The 24809-nt window shown below is 63.3% G+C and carries 24 protein-coding genes; 14 read left to right on the top strand and 10 right to left on the bottom strand.

What is annotated here, in order from left to right; genetic code table 11:
- The 3 genes from BM222_RS02010 to BM222_RS02000 form a co-directional block, all read right to left on the bottom strand.
- Positions 1-1011, bottom strand: a complete 1011-nt coding sequence (locus tag BM222_RS02010; protein WP_092226590.1) for a branched-chain amino acid ABC transporter permease — start codon at positions 1009-1011, stop codon at positions 1-3.
- 198 nt (positions 1012-1209) lie between these two features.
- The gene (locus BM222_RS02005) at positions 1210-2037 is read right to left on the bottom strand and encodes an AraC family transcriptional regulator (protein ID WP_092226589.1); all 828 of its coding nucleotides are present in this window, start codon (positions 2035-2037) and stop codon (positions 1210-1212) included.
- Positions 2038-2164: 127 nt separating this feature from the next.
- The gene (locus tag BM222_RS02000) at positions 2165-3415 is read right to left on the bottom strand and encodes an ABC transporter substrate-binding protein (protein WP_092226588.1); all 1251 of its coding nucleotides are present in this window, start codon (positions 3413-3415) and stop codon (positions 2165-2167) included.
- A 322-nt stretch (positions 3416-3737) separates the two neighbouring features.
- Between BM222_RS02000 and BM222_RS39775 the strand changes: the two genes are divergently transcribed.
- Together BM222_RS39775 and BM222_RS01995 are read left to right on the top strand one after the other, a co-directional pair.
- Complete coding sequence (locus tag BM222_RS39775) at positions 3738-3920, top strand: hypothetical protein (RefSeq protein ID WP_143105890.1); 183 nt, start codon at positions 3738-3740, stop codon at positions 3918-3920.
- A gap of 11 nt (positions 3921-3931) precedes the next feature.
- On the top strand, positions 3932-4807 hold the full coding sequence (locus BM222_RS01995; RefSeq protein ID WP_092226587.1) for a hypothetical protein: 876 nt from the start codon (positions 3932-3934) through the stop codon (positions 4805-4807).
- A 43-nt stretch (positions 4808-4850) separates the two neighbouring features.
- Here BM222_RS01995 and fdhD read toward each other — a convergent pair whose 3' ends face one another.
- Entirely contained in the window at positions 4851-5621 is a 771-nt protein-coding gene (gene fdhD, locus BM222_RS01990; protein ID WP_092226820.1) for a formate dehydrogenase accessory sulfurtransferase FdhD, read from the bottom strand.
- Between the two features lie 178 nt (positions 5622-5799).
- On the opposite strand from fdhD, the gene BM222_RS01985 reads away from it, so the two are divergent.
- From BM222_RS01985 to BM222_RS01960, 6 genes are all read left to right on the top strand, one after another.
- Positions 5800-8121 (top strand): FdhF/YdeP family oxidoreductase, encoded by a 2322-nt coding sequence (locus BM222_RS01985; RefSeq protein WP_092226586.1) that lies wholly within the window; start codon positions 5800-5802, stop codon positions 8119-8121.
- A 43-nt stretch (positions 8122-8164) separates the two neighbouring features.
- A complete protein-coding gene (locus BM222_RS01980; RefSeq protein ID WP_092226585.1) occupies positions 8165-8599 on the top strand; it encodes a PPC domain-containing DNA-binding protein in 435 nt (144 codons plus the stop codon).
- A 12-nt stretch (positions 8600-8611) separates the two neighbouring features.
- A complete protein-coding gene (locus tag BM222_RS01975) occupies positions 8612-8803 on the top strand; it encodes a hypothetical protein (RefSeq protein WP_092226584.1) in 192 nt (63 codons plus the stop codon).
- A 76-nt stretch (positions 8804-8879) separates the two neighbouring features.
- Entirely contained in the window at positions 8880-9605 is a 726-nt protein-coding gene (locus tag BM222_RS01970) for a gluconate 2-dehydrogenase subunit 3 family protein (RefSeq protein WP_177242946.1), read from the top strand.
- 9 nt (positions 9606-9614) lie between these two features.
- On the top strand, positions 9615-11393 hold the full coding sequence (locus tag BM222_RS01965) for a GMC family oxidoreductase (protein WP_092226583.1): 1779 nt from the start codon (positions 9615-9617) through the stop codon (positions 11391-11393).
- Positions 11386-12615: a c-type cytochrome gene (locus BM222_RS01960; protein WP_092226582.1), complete on the top strand. Its 1230-nt coding sequence runs from the start codon at positions 11386-11388 to the stop codon at positions 12613-12615. Before BM222_RS01965 ends, BM222_RS01960 begins: the two co-directional genes overlap by 8 nt.
- A 3-nt stretch (positions 12616-12618) precedes the next feature.
- On the opposite strand, the gene BM222_RS01955 is transcribed toward BM222_RS01960, so the two are convergent.
- The 5 genes from BM222_RS01955 to BM222_RS01935 are packed head-to-tail and all read right to left on the bottom strand — an operon-like array spanning position 12619 to position 16453.
- Positions 12619-12894 carry a cytochrome C oxidase subunit IV family protein gene (locus BM222_RS01955; RefSeq protein WP_092226581.1) on the bottom strand — a complete coding sequence of 92 codons (276 nt, stop codon included), beginning with the start codon at positions 12892-12894 and terminating at the stop codon, positions 12619-12621.
- On the bottom strand, positions 12891-13535 hold the full coding sequence (locus tag BM222_RS01950) for a cytochrome c oxidase subunit 3 (protein ID WP_092226580.1): 645 nt from the start codon (positions 13533-13535) through the stop codon (positions 12891-12893). The genes BM222_RS01955 and BM222_RS01950 overlap by 4 nt, the downstream gene beginning before the upstream one ends.
- A complete protein-coding gene (gene ctaD / locus BM222_RS01945; RefSeq protein ID WP_092226579.1) occupies positions 13528-15138 on the bottom strand; it encodes a cytochrome c oxidase subunit I in 1611 nt (536 codons plus the stop codon). Before ctaD ends, BM222_RS01950 begins: the two co-directional genes overlap by 8 nt.
- The gene (locus BM222_RS01940; RefSeq protein WP_092226578.1) at positions 15135-16073 is read right to left on the bottom strand and encodes a cytochrome c oxidase subunit II; all 939 of its coding nucleotides are present in this window, start codon (positions 16071-16073) and stop codon (positions 15135-15137) included. Before BM222_RS01940 ends, ctaD begins: the two co-directional genes overlap by 4 nt.
- A gap of 26 nt (positions 16074-16099) precedes the next feature.
- Positions 16100-16453, bottom strand: coding sequence for a hypothetical protein (locus tag BM222_RS01935; RefSeq protein WP_092226577.1), 354 nt, complete (start codon positions 16451-16453; stop codon positions 16100-16102).
- A gap of 119 nt (positions 16454-16572) precedes the next feature.
- Between BM222_RS01935 and BM222_RS01930 the strand changes: the two genes are divergently transcribed.
- The 6 genes from BM222_RS01930 to BM222_RS01905 are packed head-to-tail and all read left to right on the top strand — an operon-like array spanning position 16573 to position 23619.
- The gene (locus BM222_RS01930; protein WP_092226818.1) at positions 16573-17229 is read left to right on the top strand and encodes a cytochrome c3 family protein; all 657 of its coding nucleotides are present in this window, start codon (positions 16573-16575) and stop codon (positions 17227-17229) included.
- A complete protein-coding gene (locus tag BM222_RS01925; RefSeq protein ID WP_092226576.1) occupies positions 17226-20111 on the top strand; it encodes a TAT-variant-translocated molybdopterin oxidoreductase in 2886 nt (961 codons plus the stop codon). The genes BM222_RS01930 and BM222_RS01925 overlap by 4 nt, the downstream gene beginning before the upstream one ends.
- Positions 20108-21463 carry an NrfD/PsrC family molybdoenzyme membrane anchor subunit gene (nrfD, locus tag BM222_RS01920; RefSeq protein WP_092226575.1) on the top strand — a complete coding sequence of 452 codons (1356 nt, stop codon included), beginning with the start codon at positions 20108-20110 and terminating at the stop codon, positions 21461-21463. The genes BM222_RS01925 and nrfD overlap by 4 nt, the downstream gene beginning before the upstream one ends.
- A complete protein-coding gene (locus BM222_RS01915; RefSeq protein WP_092226574.1) occupies positions 21456-21986 on the top strand; it encodes a DUF3341 domain-containing protein in 531 nt (176 codons plus the stop codon). Before nrfD ends, BM222_RS01915 begins: the two co-directional genes overlap by 8 nt.
- The gene (locus BM222_RS01910) at positions 21983-22513 is read left to right on the top strand and encodes a c-type cytochrome (protein WP_092226573.1); all 531 of its coding nucleotides are present in this window, start codon (positions 21983-21985) and stop codon (positions 22511-22513) included. Before BM222_RS01915 ends, BM222_RS01910 begins: the two co-directional genes overlap by 4 nt.
- A complete protein-coding gene (locus tag BM222_RS01905) occupies positions 22510-23619 on the top strand; it encodes a hypothetical protein (RefSeq protein ID WP_143105889.1) in 1110 nt (369 codons plus the stop codon). The genes BM222_RS01910 and BM222_RS01905 overlap by 4 nt, the downstream gene beginning before the upstream one ends.
- Here the strand turns inward: BM222_RS01905 and BM222_RS01900 are convergent.
- A complete protein-coding gene (locus BM222_RS01900) occupies positions 23561-24400 on the bottom strand; it encodes a thioredoxin domain-containing protein (RefSeq protein WP_092226571.1) in 840 nt (279 codons plus the stop codon). The genes BM222_RS01905 and BM222_RS01900 overlap by 59 nt on opposite strands.
- Between the last annotated feature and the right edge of the window lie 409 nt (positions 24401-24809).

The following is a 24809-nucleotide window of genomic DNA, read 5'->3' as shown; positions in this document are numbered from 1 at the left end:
TCAGCGCCTCGCCAGCAGGCCCTGCGGCCGAAGCGCCAGCACCAGCACCATGATCAGGAAGGTCACGACGATGGCGTAGGTCGGGATGTAGACCGAGCCGAGCTGCTCGGCGAGGCCGATGATGAGCGCGCCGAGCGCCGCCCCCGGAATTGAGCCCATGCCCCCGACGATCACGACCACGAGGGATGCGAGCAGGAAGCGGATGTCCTCGCCGGGCGAGAGCGACTGGAAGGTGCCCCCCACGACGCCCGCGATACCGGCAAGGCCGGCGCCGAGCGCGAAGACCAGCACGAAAACGATCTGGATGCGCACGCCGGTTGCGGCCAGGATGTCGCGGTCGTCGACGCCGGCGCGGATGATCATGCCGATCCGGGTGCGGTTGAGCGCCAGCCACATCGCGATGCCGATGATGACGGAAGCCAGGAAGATGACGAGCCGCACCAGCGGGTAGCGCAAATAGACCGGCTCGCCCGAGGATTTCACGGCGGTGATGAGCGGCAGCTCGATCGGGCCGATCAGCCAGGTCGGCGTCTGGATCTGGTAGAAGTCGCCACCACAGGCCCACAGCATGAGATCGGCGAACACGATTGAGAGCCCGATCGTCACCATGGTCTGGCGCAGATCCTGTCCCTCCATGCGGCGGAAGACCAGCACCTGGAGCAGGACGCCGACCAGCGCCGTCAGGACAAAGGCGACGATGAAGGAGAGGATCCAGGATCCGGTCGAGGCGCTGATGGCGTAGCCGACATAGCCGCCGAACAGATAGAGCGAGCCGTGCGCGAGATTGACGTTGCGCATCAGGCCGAAGATCAGCGTGAAGCCGCTGGCGACGAGGAAATAGAGACCGCCGAGCGTGATGCCGTTGAACAGGGCGTTAAGAAACACCCGCTTGCGACCGATGGCTTCTTCGAGGCCGGGCGGCCACACCGCGAAGATCAACCAAAGCGCCAATGCGATCGCAATGATGACGACAAGTGCCCAGGCGGGATGACGCTCCACAAAGCGGGTCATGGCGTCACCTCGCTCCGCTTGCGACGGTCGCCATCACACCTCGGATCCAGGTCAGACAGCCCCGTACAGGCTGCGTACCTCGCCATGGATTTGCGTCCTCCCGGGACTGAAGCGATCCTCTTGCCGGAATCGCGTTCCACCCATCCTAGTGGGACGGCGCGGGAGGCACTTGATCGTGAGTATCTTTTCGCGCGCCCGTCAGCCGCGCAAAACCTTGGCCGCGCGACGATAATCGGTTGGCGCCATGCCGACATTGGCCGCAAAGAAGCGGGTGAAGCCGCTCTGCGAGGAGAAGCCGAGATCGAAGCCGATGTCGGCGATCGGCGCTTCGCTCGCCACCAGCGCCTCCAGCGCCTGCTCCATCATCAGCGTGTTGAGATAGAGGTGAGGGGTAACGCCGGTCTGGGTGCGGAACAGCCGGTAAAAATGCGGTCGCGACAACCCGGATTCGCGTGCGATGGTGTCGAGCTCGATTTCAGCGCCAGGGCTCTCCGACATCATCTTGATGCACTTGCGCACGCGAAAATCGGTAACGGAGCCGTTGGCGCGTGGATCGCGCGAAAGTTCGGCCTGCTGCCAGCTTTCGTCGTAGCAGACGTCGATCAATCGCCGCAGCTCGCCGTCGAGACTGTTCAGCGAGGGTGCGCCGCACACAAGGGCGGCGGCATGTCTGATGTGCTTGTCCAGAGCGACCGATCGCCTGAATTGAGTGCGCCCGAAGCGCAGGCGTTCGGCGCCCGGCGTATCGGGGGCGAACCACTCCGGATTGACATAGAGGACGAAGAAAACGGCGCCCACGTCAAGGTCTGACGGCAGGAAATTATGCGGCTCCCACGGATTGACCGCGACAACGGAACCTTCAGCCAGTTCGTAACGTCCATCGTTGACATCGATGCATGCGGCACGCCCGCCGACATGGAAGATCAAATGACCTTCGCGATGCGCGTGGATGTTGAAAGGGCGGTTCAATTGATAGACCGTCGCCCGGCCGAAGCGGCCGTGGAAGACGGCGAGCGCCCGGCTCATGCCTTCCCCTCCCTGAAGCTTTTATCTTTTTTACAGCCTTCAACAACCTGGGAGAGAATGCAAGAGCGCGCGATGTCGGCGCTTTGCAAATCTCTCCCATCAGTCACAGTGTCGCAATACGATTACGTCAATACTTCTTACATTCTGGCACCGTACGGCTCGGCAAACCGATCTTGGCGAACACTGCAGGGTCGTAGCCCAGTGTCTGGTTGACGTTCGGGATCACCTTCACGACCTTCGAGAACAATGCGCCCTTCCCGTCGTCGACGACCTCGGTGACGAAGTTGGTGCCGATGGCCTGGCGGTTCGCGTCGAGCTTGATCTTGCCGTTGGGCGCGTCGAGCTCGATCTTGGCGAGGGCTTCCTTGTACTTCGCCTGATTGTTCGACAGGTCGCCATTGACCTGACGCAGCGCCAGGATCAGCGCCATGGTCGAGCCGTAATAGTTGGTGGCGAGCAGCGATGGGCTGGGGAAGCGCTTGTTGGGCGGGAAGGCGTCCTGATAGTCCTTCACGAACTTCTGCCAACCTGGATCTTCCCAGGTATCGGCCTGGCCGCTCGCGGCCAGCGTGCCGACCAGCGCGTTCTTGGCGTTGCCCTTGGACGACAGGATGGTCTGGTCGATCATGATCGAGCCGCCCATCAGATGCGCCTTGCCGCCGGCCTGCTGGTACTGGTTGAGGAAGTTGACGGCGTCAGCGCCGCCCAGCCCGAGATAGATGGCATCGACGTCATCAGGCAGCGCTGCAATCACCGAGGCAAAGTCCTTGGTGCCGAGCGGCACCCATTGCCGGTTGGTCACCTGTCCGCCGGCACCGCAAAACTCGAGCACGAGGCCGAACACCTGGGTGTAGATGAAGGAGTAGTCCTCGCCGACGGTTGCGATCTTGCGATAGCCCTTGGTGTCATAGGCATATTTGCCGAGACCCACCTGCCACTGCGCACCGTCCATGTTGTAGCGGAAGAAGTTCGGAGCCGGATCGACATAGGTCGTCTCCTGGGCGCCGGAGGCCGCATTGATGAACGTCAGCTCCGGATGGGTCTTTGCAAAGTTCTTGACCGCGATGCCTTCGTCGCCCGAGAGCGGCGAAAGCAAGATCTGCACCTTGTCCTGCTCGATCAGCTTTCGCACGGCACGGACCGCGGAGTCCGGTGTCGCGTCGGTCGAGGCGATGACGAATTCGAGCTCCTTGTCGCCGACCTTCTTGCCGAGCACGTTGAGTGCCGTCTGGAAGCCGCGGATGCCATCCTCGCCGAGCACGGTGTAAGTGCCTTCGAGCGTCGCGGTGACGCCGACCTTGATCTTCTCCTGCGCGAAGGCGGTACCCGACAACAACAGGCTGCTCAACGCGATCAGTCCTAGACTGCTTTTCAACATTGCTCTCCTCCCTGGGGCGTTCTTGTCGCTGTTTTTCACCGCTCCCGGCGCGTCCGCCGCGCGGTGCGGCGTCCTGGCGAGGCGACGGTTCTTCGACCGGTTTCTTGGGATGAAGGCTAACCGAACTCGGATGCAGCGCACGCTTTGGAGCCCCGCGCGGCTTAACGGGCAGTCTCATTTTGAATGGTGCGTTGCAAATCATCCCGCGGTGCAATCGCTCGCCGATCCGACGATGCCACCAAGTCGCGCGGCTCCACGAGCGCGGTGCAGCAGGGGGCGGTCCGTCGCGCGCAAATGTTCGTTTCGGGAGCAGAGTAAACGATTGAAATTGGACGACTATGCGCGTCCTGCGACACTATCAGGAATCCTGCAGGAACTATCCGGGAGAGCTGCAATTGTCATGCCGGAAGGGATTTGGAGGAGAACTGAAATGAGCCAACTGATCTATTTGATCGGCCTGATCGTCGTGATCATGGCCATCTTGTCGTTTTTCGGATTGCGCTGAGGGCATCGACCATGACGATCGAAGCCCCCACACTCGTCGAGGACGAAGCGCTGACGATCCCCGAACAAGGGCGATATATCCAATGGACCCCTGTTGTCGCCGGGGCTTTCGCTGCGACGGCATTCGGCTTCATTCTGGTGACCTTTGGCGTCACGATCGGCCTGGGCGTCAGTTCGGCCTCGCCGACATGGCGAGACGCGTCTGCCGCGCTCTCGCTGCTGTCAGGACTTTATCTGATCCTACAAGCGATCGTCAGTTTCGGCCTCGGCGGCTACATCGCAGGGCGCGTTCGCCGTGGCGTAGTTGCAACGAACGCCACGGAACGGGAAGCGCGCGACGGGCTGCACGGGCTTACGGCATGGGCGCTTGCAGTCCTGCTGGGCGCGACGCTGGCCGGTATCGTGAGCGCTGCCACGGTCAACCGCCTGTCTTCGTCGGCGACTTTGGGCAACAGGACTGCTGCCGAGCCGCTGCTGAGCTACGAACTCGATCGGCTGTTCCGGGCGCCGCGGCGAGCGGGAAATGCCGATATGACCGGCGAGCGCGCCGAGGCTGGTCGGATCCTCATGACATCGTCGAGCCATAGCGGTGTCGCTGCGGACGACCGAACCTATCTGGTGCAGCAGGTCCAGGCGCTGACCGGATTGCCGGCCGGTGATTCCGAACGGCGCGTCGATCAGGCGATTGCGAACGCGAAAACAGCGATCGGTCACGCGCGTCGCAGCACGGTCATTCTCGCGTTCTCATTGGCTGCTGCCACGCTGCTCGGCGCCATCAGCGCGTGGGCCGCGGCCGTCGCCGGTGGGCGACACCGGGATGGCGAGCCGCTCCCGGCGTGGATGGCATTTGCCGATCGCTTCGAGCCAAGGAAAACGGCGGTGCCTTAGCTCAAAGCCGCCGTTGCGCTGCAGCTGACCCGATGACGTATCGCTATTGGTCGTGAATTCCGCCGAAATGGCTGAAGACCTCGAAGTCTGGCCCGCGTGCGATCCCGATCAGCGTGATGCCGCTGGCCGCGGCCGTGCGTATGGCAAGCGCCGTTGGCGCCGAAACCGCAACGATGAAGCCAGCGCCGATCGCGGCCGTCTTCTGGACCATCTCGACGGAGATCCGGCTCGTCAGGATGACGGCCCCTGAATGCCCCGGTATTCCCGCTGCGGCGAGGGCGCCGGCGAGCTTGTCGAGTGCATTATGGCGGCCGACGTCTTCGCGGACGATCATCTCGTCGGCGTCAGGCTGAAAAAATCCAGCGGCATGGGTCGCGCGGGTCGCCTTGCCCAGGATCTGTGATGCGGCGAGGGTTTCGACCGAGCGACGAATGTGTTGCGGCGTGAGATCGATATGCCGCTCGAGGCGCCGAACCTTCGCGCTGACTTCGCGCAAGCTCTCAATGCCGCACAGGCCGCAGCCGGTCGGCCCGATCAACCGCCGCCGCCGCTCTTTCAGCTGTCGTCCAGCCCTCGGCCGCAGCCATAGACGCAGCTCGATTCCGTCGGGGCCGGGAACGACCGTGAGTTCGTTGATCTCTCCCAAATCCTCGATGATCCCCTCGGTCAGGCTGAAGCCGATTGCGAAGTCGGCGAGATCGGCAGGCGTCGCCATCAGCACCGCGACGGTCGTGCCGTCGTAGACCAGTGCGATCGGGCTCTCCTCGGCGACCGAGCGGTGGCCGAGGATGTGGCCTGATGTGAGCCGAAGCATGTTGACGGAAGATGGGGAGGCGGGCAGGCGATCGCGCCTGCCGATTTGCGAGCCGTACATGATGTTCATCCTAGCGACGGTCTATCGACGCGCGGTCCGCGCCATGGTTCCGAAGGCTTAGGAACCAGCGATCGCTTGTCATGTTCTGCGAAAGGGGCTTGCAGCTGAAGGGCCCGGCATGCGGCAGAAAGCAAAAATCGAGACTTACGATGCTCCGGCCGGCGGCTGGGGATCGGTCAACGCAGTCGTTCACATTCTCACGCAGGAAGAAGTCGCGATCCTCGGCAGCGAGATCCTGATGAAGCAGAACAAGCCCGGCGGCTTCATGTGCGTGAGCTGTTCCTGGGCCAAACCCGCAAACCCGCATCCATTCGAATTCTGCGAGAACGGCGCCAAGGCCACCGCGTGGGAAGTCACAGGCAAGACGGTCACGCCGGAATTCTTCGCCCAGCATACACTGTCCGAGCTACGAACCTGGTCCGATCATCGATTGGAAGAGCAGGGGCGGCTGACCCATCCGATGCGCTACGATTCCGGCAGCGACAAATACGTCGCGGTAGAGTGGAGCGAAGCGTTTCGCGACATCGGCGCCGAGTTGAACAAGCTCGATCCGCATTCCGTCGTCATGTACACGTCCGGCCGGGCCTCGCTGGAGGCCAGCTACATGTACCAGCTGTTCGGCCGGATGTACGGCACCAATAATTTCCCCGATAGCTCCAACATGTGCCACGAGACGACGTCCGTGGCGTTGCCGCAGGTGATCGGGGTGCCGGTCGGCACCGTGCACCTGAAGGATTTCGACCACACCGACTGCATATTCTTCTTCGGACACAACACCACGACGAATGCACCGCGGATGCTGCATCCGCTCCAGGAGGCAGTCCAGCGCGGCGTCCCGATCGTGACCTTCAATCCGCTCCGCGAGCGCGGACTGGAGCGGTTCGTCAATCCGCAAAACCCGGTTCAGATGATCGCGGGAGGCACACGTATCAGCTCGCAGTATCATCAGGTCCGCGTCGGCGGTGACGCCGCGGCGATATCTGGGATTTGCAAATGGGTGATCGAGGCGGACGACCGCGCCATCAAGTACGGTGAGCCGCGCGTGGTCGACGTCGATTTCATCGAGCAGCACACCTCCGGCTTCGACGAATTCGCCACGTTCTGCCGCGGCCAGGACTGGAACGACATCGAGCGGGCGTCGGGCCTCACGCGGTCGGCCATGCTCGAAGCCGCGAACGTCTATATGAAGGCCAACGCCGTGATCGCCAATTACGGCATGGGCGTCACGCAGCACAAGCACGGCGTCGAGACCACCAAGATGATCGTGAATCTGCTGCTGCTGCGGGGAAACATCGGCAAGCCGGGAGCCGGCATCTCGCCGATCCGCGGCCATTCCAATGTCCAGGGCCAGCGGACGGTCGGCATTTCAGAGAAGACGAAGCTCGTCCCGCTCGACAAGCTCGCGGAGCTCTACGGGTTCGAGCCGCCACGATGGGACGGTCTGTCGACGGTGGATGCCTGCGAGGGCATTTTGAAGGGCGATGTCCGTGGCTTTGTCAGCCTGGGCGGCAATTTCGTGCGCGCAATTCCTGACCGCTCTTTGATGGAGCCGGCTTGGTCGGGCCTGCGGCTGTCGGTGCAGATCGCGACGAAGCTCAATCGCAGCCACATCGTGCCCGGCGAGGTGACCTATCTGCTGCCGTGCCTCGGCCGGATCGAGATCGATGAGCAGGCCAGCGGCGCCCAGGCCGTGTCGATGGAGGATTCCACCGCCTGCATTCACGGCTCACGGGGCCAGCGCAAGCCCGTGACCGAGCACGCCCTGTCCGAGCCGGCGATCATCGCCGGTCTCGCCAAGGCAACCCTCAAGCCGAATCCCGAGATCGACTGGGACGCCTGGATCGCCGATTATTCGCGCATAAGGGACGCGATCGAACGAACCTATCCCGACCAATTCAAGGATTTCAACCAGCGCATGTTCGAGCCCGGCGGCTTTCCGCGGCCGCTGGCGGCGCGCGAACGCAAATGGAAGACGCCGAACGGCAAAGCCAATTTCACCGTTCCCAAGGCGGCATTCGCGCCCCCGGGAGAAAACGACGGCGTCTATGAACTGATGACGATGCGCGCCGACGGACAGTTCAACACGACGATCTACACCGAGGACGACCGCTTCCGCGGGATCCAGGGCAGCCGTTACGTCGTGCTGATGAATCCTGCGGACATGGAGGCGGATGGACTGAAGGCGGGCGACACCGTCACGCTGGTCACGGAGGCCAATGACGGTGTGGAGCGCAGTTTGAGCGAACTCCAGGTCGTGCCCTACGACATCCCGCGCCGGAGTCTTGCCGGCTACTATCCCGAATGCAACGAGCTGATCCCGCTGTGGCATTATGCGGAGGGCAGCAAGGTGCCGGCCGCAAAATCCGTTCCGGTGCGACTTTTCAAGGACATCGTGCCCGAGATCATCGAGGGCGGAGAGATGCCGATCTCGGCGACGTAACCGGGACCGGAACGTGTTCGCAACATCACGAAACAGGGTTCAAATGAAATCGAAGACGTTCAACGACGGCGCCGAACGAACCTTTGTCCTGATTCTGGACCAGGGCGAGGAGGCCTTCAAATCGATCACGGAATTCGCCGATCGCGAGAAGATCACGGGCGCCTCAATATCGGCGATCGGGGCATTCTCGCAGGCGAAAGTCGGCTGGTTCGATTTCGCGGCCAAGACATACAAGCCGATCGAGGTTCGCGAGCAATGCGAGGTGCTGAGCCTGCTGGGCGATGTCGCTCAAGGCGATGACGGCAAGGCCAACGTGCACCTTCACGCCGTGCTCGGCCTGCAGGACGGCACGGTGCGCGGAGGCCATTTGCTGTCGGGATCGGTGCAGCCAACACTGGAGGTGACGATCACTGAGGCTGTGGTTCATCTCCGCCGCAAGAAGCGACAGGACCTTGGGATTGCGCTGATCAGCATCTAGTCCGGAACCAGCATGTACGCGCTGTTTGAAGGCGAAAGACAGATTGGAGATCCGTTCGCCACGGAGAAGGAGGTCTGGGAGGCTGCCTTGATCGAGGGGCTTGTCACGGATGTTCCGGTGGCGGATGAAGAGGGCGGTCGCCTCGTGCCGGCCGGCTATCACGTTCGGCCCGTCCACAAGGGGGCTCGGCCCCGGCGCGGATGAGATACGGCCCCCGCTCGGGCAAATAGGAACATTCAAATCCGGCTTACGTTGGCTGCACGGGCTTGATGGATGTCCCATGCAGCGCAGAACCTTTCTTGCACTCGCGGCCTGGCTCGTCGGCACGACGTCCCTGACGCGCGCGACCGTGATCCACAATCACGTGCCATGGTCGCCCCATCCGAACTCGCCGCCGGAGATCGAGCGGCTGGGTCCTTGGCAGTTCTTCACTCTCGATGAAGCCCGCGCGATGGAAGCGATCGTCGATCGCATCATTCCGCCCGATGCGGAAACGCCCGGCGGCAAGATCGCGGGCTGCGCCGTCTTCATCGATCGCCAGCTCAAGGGGCCGTATGGCTCCAACCAGGGGCTTTACACGCTTGGGCCTCACACCAAAGGCACCAAGCAGCAAGGCCCCCAATCGGCGCTGACCCACGCCGAGCTCTATCGCACGGCGCTGGCCGCGCTCGACAAGCATTGCAAGTCAACGCAGGGCGGAAAGTCCTTCGCAGAGCTCGATGCCGCCGCGCAGGACGACGTGCTGCGCAAGATCGAGTCAGGCGAGGTCAAGTTCGACAGGGTGGACGCTCAGGGCTTCTTCTCGGCTCTGCTGAAGGACGTCCCGGAAGGTTTCTTTTCCGATCCGATCCACGGCGGCAATAACGACATGGTCGGCTGGAAGATGATCGGCTTTCCCGGCATCCGCTACGATTATCGCGACTGGGTCAATCGTCACAACGAGCGCTACCCCTATCCGCCCGTCAGCATCGCCGGGCGGGCCGACTGGACCCCTGCAAAATCGTGAGCGCCGCACATGGCTCGTAAGCTCCCGCGCAAGGACGTTGTCATCATCGGGCTCGGATGGACCGGTTCGATCATGGCCTATGAGCTTGCCGATGCCGGGCTCGACGTGATCGCGATCGAGCGGGGTCCCTGGCGCAACACGGCGACCGACTATCCGCCGGGCTACGCGGCCGACGAATTGCGTTATCGCATTCGTCATGAGCTGTTCCTGAGCCCAAGCCAGACGACCTTCACTTTCCGCAACAAGATGAGCGAGGCGGCGCTGCCGATCCGGAGCTGGGGCGCGTTCATGCCGCCGAACGGCGTCGGCGGCGGCGGCGTGCACTGGAATGCGGAGACATGGCGCTTCCTGCCGTCGGATTTCGTGCTGAAGACGCATTTGACCGAGCGCTATGGCGCCGGCTTTCTGCCTGACGACATGACCATCCAGGATTGGGGCGTGACCTATGATGAGCTCGAGCCGCACTACGACCGGTTCGAATATCTCTGCGGCACGTCCGGCCAGGCCGGCAACATCAAGGGCAAGATCATGGAGGGTGGCAATCCCTTCGAAGGGCCGCGCTCGCGCGCCTATCCCAACCCGCCGCAGGACCAGCCGTTCGGCCATACGCTGTTCGGCAAGGCGGCGCGCGAACTCGGCTACAAGCCGTTTCCGCAGCCCTCCGGCAACATGTCGCGGCCGTACCAAAATCCTCTCGGCATTCGCCTCGGGCCATGCACCTATTGCGGCTTCTGCGAATGGTTCGGCTGCGGCAACTACTCGAAGGCCTCGCCGCAGACAACGGTGCTGCCCGCGCTGGTGCGCAAACCCAACTTCACGGCCCGTGACAACAGCGAGGTCACGCGGATCAACGTCGACAGCTCCGGCAAGCGGGCCACCGGGGTGACCCTCGTCGATGCCTCGGGTGATGAATGGGAGCAGCCGGCTGATCTCGTCGTGCTCTCGGCCTACACGATTTTCAACGTCCAGCTCCTGCTGCTGTCGGGCATCGGCAAGGCCTATGATCCCGCGGCCAATACCGGCGTGATCGGCCGCAATTTCACTCACCAGACCATCTCTGACGTCGTCAGCTTCTTCGATCCGGCAAAATTCGTCTTCAACCCGTTCATCGCTTCCGGCGCGATCGGAATGTGCATCGACGAGTTCAATGGCGACAATTTCGATCACGGTCCACATGGTTTCGTCGGCGGCGGCTACATGGGGAATGTGCAGACCAACGGTCGGCCGATCGAGACCACGCCCGTGCCGCCGGGAACGCCGCTGTGGGGCGCCGAGTGGAAGAAGGCCGTCAAGGAAAACTATCAGAGCGCGATCAAGCCGGGGACTGGCGTGCACGGCAGCATGTACAGCTACCGCGACGTCTATGTCGATCTCGACCCCACCTACAAGGACCGCTTCAACCGGCCGCTCGCGCGGATCACGATGGATTTCCACGACAACGAGATCAAGCAGAACAAATTCCTGACGGACAAGTTCGCCGAGATCTTTCAAGCCATGGGCGCAAGGCAGGTCCACAAGGAATATCGCAAGGCGCCCTACGACATTACCAAATACCAGACGACGCATCTTTGTGGCGGAGCGATCATGGGAACAGATCCCAGCACCAGCGCACTCAACCGCTACCTCCAGAGCTGGGACGTGCCGAACCTGTTCGTGACAGGCGCGAGCGCATTTCCGCAAAACGCCGGCTACAATCCGACCGGAACGGTTGCGGCGCTCGCCTATTGGGCGGCCGATGCGATCCGCTCGAAATATCTCAACAACCCGGGGCAGCTGATCAATGCGTAGAGCTGCACAACTCGCCTTGGTGACGCTGACGTTTGCTGCCGGCGTCGGTGAGGCCACGAGTGCGGGTCTGCAGGATTTTGCCGCCGTCGAGCGCGGACGTTATCTGGCTGCCGCCGGCGATTGCGGGAGCTGCCACACGGTTCCGGGCAGCGACCATCCTCTGAGCGGCGGCCGGCCCATCGAAACGCCCTTCGGCGTGCTGGTCGCCCCCAATATCACGCCTGATCGGGAGACCGGGATCGGCGCGTGGAGCGACGAGGAGTTCGACGCGGCCGTGCGGAAGGGAATGCGCCGCGACGGCAAGCGGCTCTACCCGGCCATGCCATATCCCTATTTCGCGCGGATGACACGGGAGGACGTCAAGGACATCCGCGCCTACCTCGATACGGTCGAGCCAGTCCACAATCCCGTCACCGTCAACCATCTGCCGTTCCCGCTGAACCAGCGGATGGCCATGATGGTGTGGGACAAGCTGTATTTCACGCCGGGCGAGTTCTGGGAGCGGGCGGACAAGTCGAAGCAGTGGAATCGCGGCGCTTATCTCGTCGAAGGCCCCGGCCATTGCGGCGCCTGTCATACGCCGAAGACGGCTTTGGGCGGCGACAAATCCGGCAAGCGGCTTCAGGGCTACACGCTGCAGGGATGGGTCGCACCCGACATCACCAGCGGGCAGGGACCGCTTGCCGATTGGTCGATCGACGATCTCGCGCAATATCTCAAGACCGGGCACAACCGGTTTGCGGCCGCAGCCGGCTTGATGGGCGAAGTGGTCGAGCTCTCGACGTCCAAGCTCAGCGACGACGATACCACGGCGATCGCCACCTATCTGAAAGACGTGTCGGGGCCGAAGCCTGCGGCCGACAGTTCCGCCGATGCCCACGTGCTGGCCGCGGGCGGTGCGATCTATCAGGATCTCTGCTCGGCCTGCCACAAATCGGACGGGACGGGGGTTCCCAATCTCATTCCGAACCTCACCCACGCCGCGACCGTCAACACGGGAGATCCGACGACGGTGCTGCGCGTGATCCTGCAGGGCGCACAGAGCGTGGCGACGGACAAGGAGCCGACAGGTCCCGCCATGCCTGCCTTCGGTTGGCAATTGAGCGACGCGCAGGTCGCGGCGGTGGCCACCTATGTCCGCAATCATTGGGGCAAGGCGCCGCCGGTCAGCGAGGACGAGGCGAAGAAGGAGCGTGCGAAGCTCGATGCCAGGACCAACTGATCGTCAGGTTCGGGTCAGGAAATCCATCGAACCAAGGTAGAGCAGGATTCCGAGCCAAAACAGTCCGGCGCCGGCAAAGACGAGCGTGAGACCGCGCCGATGCCACAGCTCCATGAAGATAGTTGCGACGAGTCCTGCCTTGATGGTGCCGATCGTGAGGGCCACGACGGCATTGCCGGCTCCCAGCGGCACATAAGCGAGGGTGACGGTCAGCGCCAGCAAGGCTAGCAAACCAAGCCATGCTCCGATCAGGGCAAGCGGTGGCCGCCAGTCCGTCATGATGCCGACCTCCCGGGCAGATAGATCAGCGCGAACAGGAAGATCCAGGCAACGTCGACGAAATGCCAGTACAGCGCGGCGCTGTGCAGGGCGGCGTGATGGCGTGTCGTCGGCGCCTTCCGGCAAAGGGTTGCAAGCGTGATCAAGAGGCAGATCCCGATCAGCATATGCAGGGCGTGGATCGCGGTCGCGATGAAGTAGAAGATGAAGAACAGCTGCACGCCATTGGCCAGTGGTCCGGCGAAGAGGAAATCGATTCCGGGGACGAGATGCTCGTCATATTCCTTGCTGTACTCGATCCCCTTGAGCACGATGAAGAGCAGGCCAAGGCAGGCCGCGCCAATGAGCAGCCACGTGACGATCCTGATCGTGGCAGGCGAGAAGATCTCAATGGCCCATGCCACGAGAAAGCTCGATGTCAGCAGGACGGCCGTGTTGGCTGTTCCGATCACGATCTCGGTGTGCCGGCTGCCCTCGGCGAAACCTTGCGGAAATGCATGCCGGTAGACGAAATAGGCGAGGATCAGCCCGCCAAACAGAAGAACTTCGGTCGCGATGAACACCCACATGCCGAGTTCGGCCGTGTGATCGCGGTGAGGTATCGAAGCGTATTGCGGAGCAACGGCGGAGCTATCAGGCATTCTGCGGCTCCGCCTGGAAGGCCTCGTTGTACTGATACGGGTCGCGCGTGACCACGGGCTGCGTCGTAAAGTTGTGTTCGGGCGGCGGCGAAGAGGTTTGCCATTCCAATCCGGGCGCGTCCCAGGGGTTTGCCGGCGCGCGTTTGCCAAAGAAGGCGGAATAGCCGAGGTAGAACAGCGGCATCAGGTAGGCGACGGCCAGGATTGTGGCGCCTCCGGAGGACAGCACGTTCCAGACCTGGAACTCCGGTGGATAGACGTGGTAGCGCCGCGGCATGCCCTCCGCGCCGAGGATGAACTGCGGGAAGAACGTCAGATTGAAGCCGAAGAAGATCAGGACCGCGGCGGTGCGCGCCCAATATTCCGAATAGAGCCGGCCGGTAATCTTCGGCCACCAATAGTGCAAGCCGCCGAAATAGGCCGTCACCATGCCGCCGACCATGATGTAGTGGAAATGCGCGACCACAAAGTAGGTGTCGGTCGCGTGCACGTCGTAGGCGAGGCAAGCCAGGAACAGGCCGGTGAGACCACCGACCGTGAACAGGCCGATAAACCCCAGCGCATAGAGCATGGGCGCGTCGAAATGGATCGAACCTTTGTGCAGGGTCGCGGTCCAGTTGAAGACCTTGATGGCCGAGGGCACCGCGACGATGAAGCTCATGAAGGAGAACACGAGGCTTGCAACCAGCGACTGGCCGCTGACGAACATGTGGTGGCCCCAGACCAGGAAGCCGACCGCGGCGATGGCGAGGCTGCACCAGGCCACAAACTTGTAGCCGAACACCTGCTTGCGGGAGAAGCACGAGATCAGCTCGTTGATCACCCCCATGCCCGGCAGGATCATGATGTAGACAGCGGGATGCGAGTAGAACCAGAACAGATGCTGGAACAGCAGCGGGTCACCGCCGATCCTGGGATCGAAGATGCCGACGCCGAAAAAGCGTTCCGTCGCCATCAGCAGCAGTGTGATCGCGAGTACCGGCGTGGCCAGCACCAGGATGACCGACGTCGCATAGAGCGACCACAGGAACAGCGGCAACCGGTACCAGGTCAGTCCCGGTGCGCGCAGGCGATGGATGGTGACGATGAAATTGAGGCCGGTCAGGATCGACGAGAAGCCCGCGATGAAGACGCCCGCAGCCGCGACAATCACGTAGCTGTTGGAATAGAGCGTCGAGAACGGCGTGTAGAAGGTCCAGCCGGTATCGACGCCGCCGGCGAAGATCGCGAACAGCGTGGTGCAGCCGCCGAGCATGAAGATGTACCAGCTCATCAGATTGAGCCGGGGAAAGGCGAGATCGCGCGCGCCGATCATCAACGGGACGATGAAATTGCCGAGCGTGTTGGGAATCGACGGGATCAGGAAGAACCACACCATGATGATGCCATGCATGGTGAAGAGGCGATTGTAGACGTCGGAGCTGACGAGATCGGCCTGGGGCGTCGCGAGCTCGATCCGGATCAAGGTCGCGGCCGCGCCGCCGATGAAGAAAAAGACGATCAGGCTCGCGAAATAGAGGATCGCGATCCGTTTGTGGTCCGTCGTCAGGAACCACGACCGCAGCGTGAAATCGGTGGTGAGATAGTTTGTGTCGCTCATCATGGGTGTCCTGCGAGCGATTTGATGTAGATCACGAGCCGCAAAAGCTGATCTTCGCTGACCTTGCCCTCGAACGAGGGCATTACAGGTTGATAGCTTGCGACCACCTGGCTGCGCGGCATCAGGATCGAGTCCCGGATGTATCTATCATCCGCGATCACGGTGGTGCCGTCAGAGAGCGGCACCGGTTTGCCGTAGACGCCTTCGAGCGGGGGCGCCCGGACTGTGCCGCCGCCGCCGTGGCAGCCGCTGCAGCCAAGCTCGCGGAAGAGCTGACCGCCTTCGCTTGCGAGTGGGCTCGACGGCGCTTGCTGCGTCAGCCAGTTGGAGAAATCGGCCGGCTCCATCGCCACGACCTCGCCGATCATGCCGGAGTGGTCGGTGCCGCAATATTCGGCGCAGAACAGGTGATAGTGGCCGGGCTTGTCGATCTCGATCTCGAGGTCCTGGTAGCGGCCCGGAACGACATCATGCTTGAGACGAAGGGCGGGGATGTAGAAGCTGTGAATGACGTCCTGCGACGCCATCACCAGGCGGATAGGGCGCTTCACCGGGATATGCAGCGCGTCGATCTCCGCCTGGCCACCAGGATGCTGCGTCTTCCACATCCACTGTTTCGCCACGACGAACACGTCGTGCTCGTCGATCTGCGTACGATAAATCTGGAAAAAAACGCTGGCTCCCCAGGCGAAGAGGCCGAGGAAGCAGACGAACGAGGCGGCGGTCCAGCTCACCTCCCAATGCCAGCTCTTCTTGACGCGATGGTTTCTGTCGGTCTGGTTGCCGGCGCGATAGCGCGCGCAGAACAGCGTCAGTAGAAAGAAGAGGAGCCCGACCACCAGCGCGCTGGCAATCAGCAGCCCGGTGAACAGCAGATCGACATCGCCGCTGTGGGGCGAGAGGCCGGGATGCCAGAACGGGATCCACTGGCGCCACATTCAGGGCAACCTCGATCGGAGCGCGCTCATGGAGATGGCCACCCCGGCAGCCCCTTGCGCAGGAGAATGTCGATCGCGCGGTCGATCGGAATGCGGACTTCGCCGCGGGTTTTGTCGGTCCAGCCGTAACCGCGCTCGATCTTCGCTTGCCCGTCGCGCGTCGTCTGCAGCGTCGCCCGAGGCGCCTCGTCCAGGGGCGGCGCGTCCGAGCTCAAGGCCGGACGGCTCGCGGGCGTCATCGGTTTTGTGGATAGCGGAAACATCACCGGCAGCACGAGCGGTGTGACTGCGACGAAAGTCGCAAGACCTGCCGCAAGCCAGCCGACGAGGTGGAGTCCAACGTCCGACCGCTCGTAGTCGAAGCGCTTGCTGTCCGACATGCTGCAGCCCTCGATTGACGGGTGACAATGCTGAGCGGGGAATTGCGTTCCTACTTAGGAACCAATGTACCGGGGGTCGATTGATGAGCCGACAGCTCGCCATCGGGGTCGCAGCGAGGATGGTGCAAATATTCTCCCCTGTGGCGGACACGTGGTTACGCCTGTTTCTGATCGGCGGCCTGTCGCTCGCCGGCGGCAGCATCGTGGCCGCTGTCGGCTTCGCGCATTCGGCGTACATGACCGAGACCGATCTCCGGCCGCATCAGCCGGTGCCGTTCAGCCATCGCCATCATGCCGGGGAACTCGGCATCGACTGCCGCTATTGCCACAGCAATGTCGAGGCCGGGCCGCAAGCCGGCCTCCCACCGACCGAGACCTGCATGACATGTCACTCCCAGATCTGGACCAACGCGTCGATGCTTGAACCGGTGCGCAAGAGCCTCGCCGACAACACGCCGATCCAGTGGACACGCGTCGCGAAGCTGCCTGACTACGTGTTCTTCCGCCACGACATCCATATTGCCAAGGGCGTTGGCTGCGAAAGCTGCCATGGCCGTATCGACCAGATGGCGCTGACCTATCGCTCAAAGCCATTCACGATGCAGTTCTGCATCGATTGCCACCGTGATCCGGCGCCGCATCTCCGTCCGCCGGATCACATCACAGATATGGCGTGGACGCTGCCCGCGAATGCGCGCAAGGAGGGCGAGACCATCGCCGCTCATGAAGGCATTCGCTTCGGTGAGCTCACGCATTGTTACGTGTGCCACCGATGAAGCGCCGCATTGATCATCAACCGGCGGACGGGCCGCGTGTGTGGGCAGGCATCGAGGAGTTGTCGGATGATCCGCGGTTTCAGGCCTTGATCAAGGCGGAATACCCTGTTGTCCACGAATTCTCCAGGACCGCGCGCCGCGAATTCCTCAAGCTGATGGGCGCTTCCTTCGCGCTGGCGGGGCTGACCGGTTGCGAGAAGAGCTCGTTCATTACAGCGCTGCCTTATGTCGACCAGCCGCCGAGCGAGACGATCGGCCTGCCGCGCTATTACGCGACGGCAGTGCTGCTCGATGGCTACGCGCAGCCTGTCATCGCCACGGCCTATGCCGGTCGTCCGACCAAGCTCGACGGCAATCCGGGGCATCCGGCAACGCAGGGCCGTAGCGACATCTTCATGCAGAGCGCCGTGCTGCAACTCTATGATCCCGACCGCGCGGCCGCACCCACCCGCCATGGCGAAGTGGTGAGCTGGGCCGATGTCGAGTCCGCCATCGGCGTGATGCGCGAGAACTGGCGCGCCGGTCAGGGTGACGGCGTCAGGTTGTTGCTCGGACCCACAACCTCGCCGACTTTGCTGCGGCAGATCGATGCGTTCCGGACGCAGTTTCCGAAAGCGCGCGTCCACATACATGCCGCTACGGGGCATGAGGCGAGGCGACAGATCACCGCCGCGGTTTATGGTCAGGCTCTCGACTTGCACTATGTGCTCGGCGAGTGCGACGTCGTCGTCGGCCTCGACGATGACTTTCTGGGACCCGGGCCTGATCAGGTCCGTCATGCGTTGGGGTGGTCGCAGGCGCGCCGGCGATCCAGCGATCGGCCGGGCAATCGGCTGTTCGTGGCCGAGAGCGTGCCGACGGCGACGGGGGCGATGGCGGGTCAGCGGCTGACCGCTGACGCCAGGCGGATGCCTGTCCTCGCCGAAGCGCTCGCCAGTGCGCTCGGTGTTGCCGGCGCATCGAAGCCTGATCTCTCCGGCGCCGAAGCCGGCTGGATCGCGCGCGTCGTGGCGGCTTGCAGTGACCATTCAGCGCGCTCGCTGTTCGTCTCGGGCTTGAGCGGCGGCGCAGCCGCGGCGCTCTGGGTTGCGCGGATCAACCAGCAACTCGGCAATGCCGGCGAGCGGCTGAAATTGACCGCGCCGATCGCGGGCCCGGCCGATGCGGGAACGCTGGCCGAACTCGTCTCCGACATCAAAGCGGAGCGCGTCACCTCTCTCCTCGTGCTCGATTGCAATCCCGCCTATAGCGCGCCCGGTGAGCTCAAGGTCGGCGATGCCATCAAGAGTGTTCGCTCCTCGATACACCTCAGCCTGCACCGGGACGAGACGGCTGCGCTCTGCGAATGGCAGCTGCCTCTTGCGCATCCGCTGGAGAGCTGGAGTGATGCGCGCGCCGTGGACGGCACGGCGACGATCCTTCAGCCGGTGATCTCGCCATTCTACGACGTCCGATCCGTGCATTACGTTCTGGCGAAGCTGCTTGGCGAGGTTGACGAGACGCCGGATGCTGCAATCCGTCAAACCTGGCAGCCGAGCTTCGGCGAGGCATTCGAGACGCGATGGAAGCAGGCGCTGCATGATGGCTTCGTCGCTGGTGCGGCCCAGTTCATCACCGCGTCGCCTGCGAGCGACGCCCTCGCGCCCCCAAAGACGACCGGGGAGCTCGACATCGTGTTTCAGCCGGACCCCACGGTCTGGGACGGCCAGTTCGCCAATGTCGGCTGGCTTCAGGAGCTTCCGAAGACGTTGACGACGGTGACCTGGAGCAACGTGATCGCGGTGAGTCCGGCGCTTGCGAAACGCCTCTCGGCTGCCAATGGCGATCATGTCGAGGTCACGGTCGGCGAGCGTCACATCGAGGGGCCGCTCTGGATCATGCCGGGCCAGGCCGACAACACGGTCGCGCTCTATCTCGGCTATGGCCGGACCCGGGCGGGTCGGGTGGGCGACAATCTCGGATACGACGCCTATCAGGTGCGGCCCGCTGCTGGAGCGTGGCTGGCGCAGGGCCGCCTGCGCAAGCTTGCGACCCGCGAAGAACTCGCGGTGACCCAGCTGCATCATCGCCTCGAGGGATTTGATCTCGCGCGCGAGGTCAGCCCGCGCCAGGTCGAGCAGATGAAGCCTGCGCAAGCCAGCCTTTATCCGCCCTGGCCATCCTCGAAGAATGCCTGGGGCATGGTGATCGATCTCGACAGCTGCATCGGCTGCAATGCCTGCGTGACGGCGTGCACGGCCGAGAACAACGTGCCCGTGGTCGGCGCGGATCAGGTCCGGGCCGGCCGTGAGATGCACTGGCTGCGGATCGCCCGCTACTACACCGGCGACGTCAGCGATCCGCACAGCTTCTTCGAGCCGGTGCCGTGCATGCATTGCGAGGACGCACCTTGCGAGATGGGCTGCCCCGTCCATGCCACGACGCACAACTCGGAAGGCGTCAACCAGATGGTCTATAACCGCTGCATCGGCACGCGGACCTGCTCGAGCTATTGTCCCTACAAGGTGCGGCGCTTCAATTTCTACGACTATCGCTCGCCCGCCGATTCACCCGAGCATGCAGCCCATAATCCTGACGTGACCGTGCGCGCGCGCGGGGTCATGGAGAAATGCACCTATTGTACCCAACGCATCGAGGCGGCCCATGTCGCCGCCGACAAGGAGAACCGCCCACTACGCGACGGCGAGGTGGTCACCGCCTGCCAGCAGGCGTGTCCCACCAAGGCGATCGTGTTCGGCGACATCAACGACCCGAATTCGGAAGTGTCGCGGCTGAAGCGCGACGGTCGCCATTACGTGCTGCTCGAAGAGCTGGGAACGCGGCCGCGCACGACCTATCTGGCGCGCTGGCGCGACGATGAGACGGAATCGAGGCAGGGATGAGCGAGCAATCCGACATCCTGCCGACGCGCCAGAGCATGGGCGGCATCACCGATCAGCTCACCCGCATTCCCCTGCGTTTTCCGGCGGACCGGCGCTGGGTGATCGCGATGTCGGTGGCGAGCGCGCTGCTGCTGTTGCTGATGGTCTCGGTGGTCGAGCTGTTCACCCGCGGCGTCGGCATCTGGGGCATCAACATTCCCGTCAACTGGGCCTTCGCCATCCACAACTACGTCTGGTGGCTCGGCATCGGCCATGCCGGGACGCTGATCTCGGCGCTGCTGCTGCTGACGGGCAGCGAATGGCGCAACTCGCTCAACCGTTTCGCCGAGACCATGACGCTGTTCGCCGTGGTCTGCGCCGGCATCTATCCGATCCTGCATCTCGGCCGGCCCTGGTACGTCTACTGGATGTTTCCCTATCCGGCGACGATGGGCGTGTGGCCGCAATTCCGCAGCCCGCTGGAATGGGACATCTGGGCGGTGCTGACCTATCTGACGGTCTCGCTGGCCTTCTGGTACACCGGCCTGATCCCTGATCTTGCCGCCGCCCGCGACCGCGCAACGCGGCGCGGCTGGCAGATCTTTTTCGGCGTCACCGCGCTCGGATGGCGCGGCTCGGCGAGGCACTGGCAGCGCTGGCAGCAGACGTATCGGCTGACGGCGGGACTTGCGGTGCCGCTGGTCGTGTCGGTTCATAGCGAGGTCTCGCTGCTGTTTGCCGCGGGGCAGATCCCGGGCTGGCACTCGACGATCTTTCCGCCTTATTTCGTGCTGGGCGCGGCTTTCTCCGGCTTCGCCGTCGTTTCGATCATCGCCGTGTCGTTACGCTCGTGGTTCGGGCTCAAGAATCTCGTGACCGACGATCATCTCGATCTGCTCGGAATGGTCCTGCTCGCGACCGGCCTGATGACCGGCTACGGCTACGTCTTCGAGGTGTTCGACGCGCTCTATTCCGGCGATGCCCACGAGATTCAAACGCTGGCCGACCGGTTCGCCGGCGCCTATGCCTGGACCTATTGGGGCGCGGTCGTCTTCAACTTCATCCCGCTCCAGGCGTTGTGGCTGCGCAACGTGCGGCGAAGCGGCTGGATGCTGCTGCTGATCTCGGCGTCCGTCGTGGTCGGAATGTGGCTCGAGCGCTACATGATTCTGGTCACCAGCCTCTATCGCGATTTCCTGGTCTCGTCGTGGAGCCATTTCACGCCGAGCTTCTGGGACTGGTCGACTTATTTCGGCACGATCGGTCTCTTCCTGGTGCCGTTCCTCATCGCCATCAGGCTCGTTCCCATGATCTCGATCTTCGAGAGCAAGGAACTTCTCCACGAGGAGAAGGAGGAGCAGCAGCATGGCTAAAGGGCTCTATGGCGCATTGGCCGAGTTCAGGACTCCGGACGACCTGCTGGCGGCGACGCGGAAAGCGCGGGAAGCCGGCTACCGCAGCCTCGACGCCTTCACGCCGTTTCCGGTCGAGGGCCTGGACCGCATCCTGCGGTTTCCGCGGCCGACGATCTCCTTCGTCGGACTTGGCGGAGCGATCGCCGGCGCAAGCACTGCGCTCGCCATGCAGTTCTTCACGAATTACGACTACCCGCTCAATGTCGGGGGACGGCCGATCTATCCGATCTCGGCCTTTGCGGTCGTGACATTCGAGCTCACCATCCTGTTCTCGGCGCTCGCCATGCTGGTCGGGATGCTGTGGCAAAACGGGCTGCCGCGGCTCAGCTATCCCGTGTTCAACGGCGAAAGGCTTCACCGTGCCAGCAAGGATCGGTTCTTCCTTTGCGTCGGCGCTGACGATGCCAGGTTCGAGGCGGGCGAGACGCTGGCGTTTCTCAGCGGGACCGGCGCGCTGTCGGTGGAGCTGGTGCCGGAATGAGCAGGCTTCTGGTCATCGTTGCGCTTGCCGGTCTGCTCGCCGCCTGTGACCAGAACATGGACGAGCAGCCGCGCTACAGCGAATATTCGCGCGCGCCGCTGTTTCGCGGCAGCGTGCTGCGGCCGCCGCCGGCGAACACGGTCGCTCGCGACGATCTGGAGCGGGAGAAGGCGGCTCGTACCAGGCCTGCGCTCTCGGCCGAGCTGCTCCCGCGGGGACGCGAGCGCTTCGGCATATTTTGCCAGCCGTGCCATGGCGCCGGCGGCGACGGAAACGGCATCATCGTCCAGCGCGGCATGCCGCGGCCGACAAGCTATCATGACGACCGGCTGCGGAACGCGGAGGACCAATATTTCTTTGACGTGATCACCAACGGCCATGGCGCGATGTATTCCTATGCCGCCCGCGTGCCGCCGGCGGATCGCTGGGCGATCGTCGCCTATATCCGCGCGCTTCAGCTGAGCCGTCACGCCTCGCTCGACGACGTGCCGGCGGACGAGCGTGCCAGGCTGGAGAGCCGGCCATGAGAATGTCCAGCAGCCCAAGAAGCGTGGTGGCGGTGGTGTCGGGCCTGCTCCTGATCGCCGGCTTTGTCATCGATGCCAGGTCGACCGCTTCAGCCTATCTCGTCGCCTGGAGCGCCTGGGGTGCCATTCCGATCGGCGCGTTGATTGTCTTCATGACCAGCTATCTGGTGCGGCGCCGCTGGACCGAGACGCTGCATCCGGTCTTCGTCGCGACATCGGGCATCCTGCCTGTCGCCGCGCTGACGTTCATTCCGGTCCTGCTCTTCATGAAGGAGATCTATCCCGCCATCGCGGATGGATCCTCATTGCCGCCGTTCAAGGCGCACTGGCTCGCGCCGTGGTTCTTCGTGCTGCGGACGGTGCTCTATTTCCTGATCTGGATCGCGCTCGCTCAATGGCTCCGGCGCGCCTGGCGCAATGACGAGGCCATGGTCCGCGCCGCGTCGGTTGGAGCGATCGCATGGACTCTCACCGTGTCGTTTGCCGGGGTCGACTGGCTCGAATCGCTGCAACCGGAATTTCACTCGTCGATCTATGGCCTCATCGTTCTCAGCTTCCTGCTGGTGAACGGAACGGCCTTCGTGATCGCCGCCGGCCTGTTGTCGACGCGACAAATCGGCCCGAGCCGCGGCTACAGCGGACTTCTGCTCTCGGTGCTGCTGTTGTGGTGCTACCTCCATGCCATGCAGTACATCGTGATCTGGTCGGGAAACATTCCCAAGGAGGTCACCTGGTATCTGGCGCGATCCGAGAACGGCTGGCAGTTCGTCCTGGCGGCACTCTCATTCGGGCAATTCGTCTTCCCGTTCTGCGCGATGCTCAGCAGCCGGGTGCGGTCGGACCCGCATTGGCTGCTGGCGCTGTGCGGCTTGACGCTCGCAATGCGCTGGCTCGAAGCCGCAATTCTGGTCCTGCCGGCCATTCACGGGCTATCCCTGACGGTCACCGGCGCGATGTTGATTGCGGCAACGCTGTTCCTCGGCGCGGTGTTCTGGCTGGCGTTCGACGCTGTTCTCACGCGTTCTGCAGAACCAGAGCCTTTGGGTGCTATCTGGTGGCGTGCTCGCGCCGCAGCAGCAGGCCGATCAGCAGGGCAAGGACGATGACACTGAGCGACGACGTCGCAATCAGCAGCCGCCGCGCCGCGAGCGTATAGGTGCCGCTCGCGGGATCGAAGCCATAGCAGAGCAGATGGATCTGGTCGGTCCACCCACCGACATGCCCCTGGCCCGCCTCGACCAGGGCAAGACGCAGGCTGGTGGCATCGACCGCGAGAGCCGAGAGCGCGCGCGAAATTCGCCCGTCCGGCGTCACCACCAACGCCGCGGCGGGGTGGGCATATTGGTCATGCTCGCGATCATAGACGGGCTGCACGCCGAACGCGTCGCTGAGAGCGCCGATCTCAGGCGCTGCCGCGCGCAAGAACGCGCTGTGCTCGGCGAGGCCGCCCCTTGGGCTGAGCTGCGCATTCTTCATCGTCAACGCCTGCGCGGCCGTGTCCTTGGCATCGAAGCCGGTCACGATCAACCGAAAGTCCTTGCCGGCGCTCAAGCCCGTATCGGCCAGCGCGTTCGAGACGATCGAGATGGCCGGCCCGCACAGCGTTTCGCAGGTGTAGTCGGCCAGGATCCAGACGGTGGGCACGCCGCCAAGCCAATCCTGCAGCGGTGCGCGGCGATCGTTGACGTCGTTCATCTGGATCTGCAAAGGCAGTTGCGCATGCGTGGGACGCGCCTGGACGGCCTGCTCAAGCTGCGAGGCGGTGAGGGCTTGGGCCGCCACGGGCATCGCGATCCATGCGACGAGCGCGACGATCCATCCAGCGGCCCGCGCGCGGGCTCGTTTTCCGGGCACATCATCGGAGCGTTGGGCGGGCAAGGTGCGCATCCCCGGCGATCGCTGCGGGTGCCGCTGGTGACCAGAACGGCTCGCAGCTATCCGCGTCGGGCAATGCTCACCGGAGAGCTTGGTTCCTGGGCGACGCTCGGGCGAGCGGCAGCGACAATAAGACTGCCGGATTCACATAACCTAATGCACGGAGCATCGTGACCCGTCAAAATACAGGCGGGGCCCTGGGGCTGAATGACGATGGATCGCGTCGAAAAAGTTTTCGTCGGGACGGCGATTACGGGCTTTCTCATTATGCTCGGGGCGATCATATGGATGATGTTGAGCTAGCGGACAGGGCGGCCTCGGCGTTGCGCATCACCCTGCCATATCTTGCGGTATTCATCTGCATCGCGGTCGCCGCGTGGCTGACCTGGAGCAGGCTGCTCTAGGTCAAACCGGTTCGCAT

This window comes from Bradyrhizobium sp. Gha, assembly GCF_900113735.1.
Classification (GTDB): domain Bacteria; phylum Pseudomonadota; class Alphaproteobacteria; order Rhizobiales; family Xanthobacteraceae; genus Bradyrhizobium.
Note: the sequence above shows the minus strand (reverse complement) of the source record. Positions and strands in the feature narration are given on the sequence as shown.

What these genes read in the sequence shown, in the direction of transcription:
- BM222_RS01975 (WP_092226584.1), top strand. Translation starts at nt 8,612, where the DNA reads ATGTACGCGCTGTTTGAAGGCGAAAGACAGATTGGAGATCCGTTCGCC.
- BM222_RS01995 (WP_092226587.1), top strand. Translation starts at nt 3,932, where the DNA reads ATGACGATCGAAGCCCCCACACTCGTCGAGGACGAAGCGCTGACGATC.
- BM222_RS02005 (WP_092226589.1), bottom strand. Translation starts at nt 2,037, where the DNA reads ATGAGCCGGGCGCTCGCCGTCTTCCACGGCCGCTTCGGCCGGGCGACG.
- BM222_RS02000 (WP_092226588.1), bottom strand. Translation starts at nt 3,415, where the DNA reads ATGTTGAAAAGCAGTCTAGGACTGATCGCGTTGAGCAGCCTGTTGTTG.
- BM222_RS01915 (WP_092226574.1), top strand. Translation starts at nt 21,456, where the DNA reads ATGGCTAAAGGGCTCTATGGCGCATTGGCCGAGTTCAGGACTCCGGAC.
- BM222_RS01940 (WP_092226578.1), bottom strand. Translation starts at nt 16,073, where the DNA reads ATGTGGCGCCAGTGGATCCCGTTCTGGCATCCCGGCCTCTCGCCCCAC.
- nrfD (WP_092226575.1), top strand. Translation starts at nt 20,108, where the DNA reads ATGAGCGAGCAATCCGACATCCTGCCGACGCGCCAGAGCATGGGCGGC.
- BM222_RS01950 (WP_092226580.1), bottom strand. Translation starts at nt 13,535, where the DNA reads ATGCCTGATAGCTCCGCCGTTGCTCCGCAATACGCTTCGATACCTCAC.
- BM222_RS01980 (WP_092226585.1), top strand. Translation starts at nt 8,165, where the DNA reads ATGAAATCGAAGACGTTCAACGACGGCGCCGAACGAACCTTTGTCCTG.
- BM222_RS01965 (WP_092226583.1), top strand. Translation starts at nt 9,615, where the DNA reads ATGGCTCGTAAGCTCCCGCGCAAGGACGTTGTCATCATCGGGCTCGGA.
- BM222_RS01970 (WP_177242946.1), top strand. Translation starts at nt 8,880, where the DNA reads ATGCAGCGCAGAACCTTTCTTGCACTCGCGGCCTGGCTCGTCGGCACG.
- BM222_RS02010 (WP_092226590.1), bottom strand. Translation starts at nt 1,011, where the DNA reads ATGACCCGCTTTGTGGAGCGTCATCCCGCCTGGGCACTTGTCGTCATC.
- BM222_RS01935 (WP_092226577.1), bottom strand. Translation starts at nt 16,453, where the DNA reads ATGTCGGACAGCAAGCGCTTCGACTACGAGCGGTCGGACGTTGGACTC.
- BM222_RS01955 (WP_092226581.1), bottom strand. Translation starts at nt 12,894, where the DNA reads ATGACGGACTGGCGGCCACCGCTTGCCCTGATCGGAGCATGGCTTGGT.
- BM222_RS01900 (WP_092226571.1), bottom strand. Translation starts at nt 24,400, where the DNA reads ATGCGCACCTTGCCCGCCCAACGCTCCGATGATGTGCCCGGAAAACGA.
- BM222_RS01985 (WP_092226586.1), top strand. Translation starts at nt 5,800, where the DNA reads ATGCGGCAGAAAGCAAAAATCGAGACTTACGATGCTCCGGCCGGCGGC.
- BM222_RS01960 (WP_092226582.1), top strand. Translation starts at nt 11,386, where the DNA reads ATGCGTAGAGCTGCACAACTCGCCTTGGTGACGCTGACGTTTGCTGCC.
- ctaD (WP_092226579.1), bottom strand. Translation starts at nt 15,138, where the DNA reads ATGATGAGCGACACAAACTATCTCACCACCGATTTCACGCTGCGGTCG.
- fdhD (WP_092226820.1), bottom strand. Translation starts at nt 5,621, where the DNA reads ATGCTTCGGCTCACATCAGGCCACATCCTCGGCCACCGCTCGGTCGCC.
- BM222_RS01905 (WP_143105889.1), top strand. Translation starts at nt 22,510, where the DNA reads ATGAGAATGTCCAGCAGCCCAAGAAGCGTGGTGGCGGTGGTGTCGGGC.
- BM222_RS01910 (WP_092226573.1), top strand. Translation starts at nt 21,983, where the DNA reads ATGAGCAGGCTTCTGGTCATCGTTGCGCTTGCCGGTCTGCTCGCCGCC.
- BM222_RS01930 (WP_092226818.1), top strand. Translation starts at nt 16,573, where the DNA reads ATGGTGCAAATATTCTCCCCTGTGGCGGACACGTGGTTACGCCTGTTT.
- BM222_RS01925 (WP_092226576.1), top strand. Translation starts at nt 17,226, where the DNA reads ATGAAGCGCCGCATTGATCATCAACCGGCGGACGGGCCGCGTGTGTGG.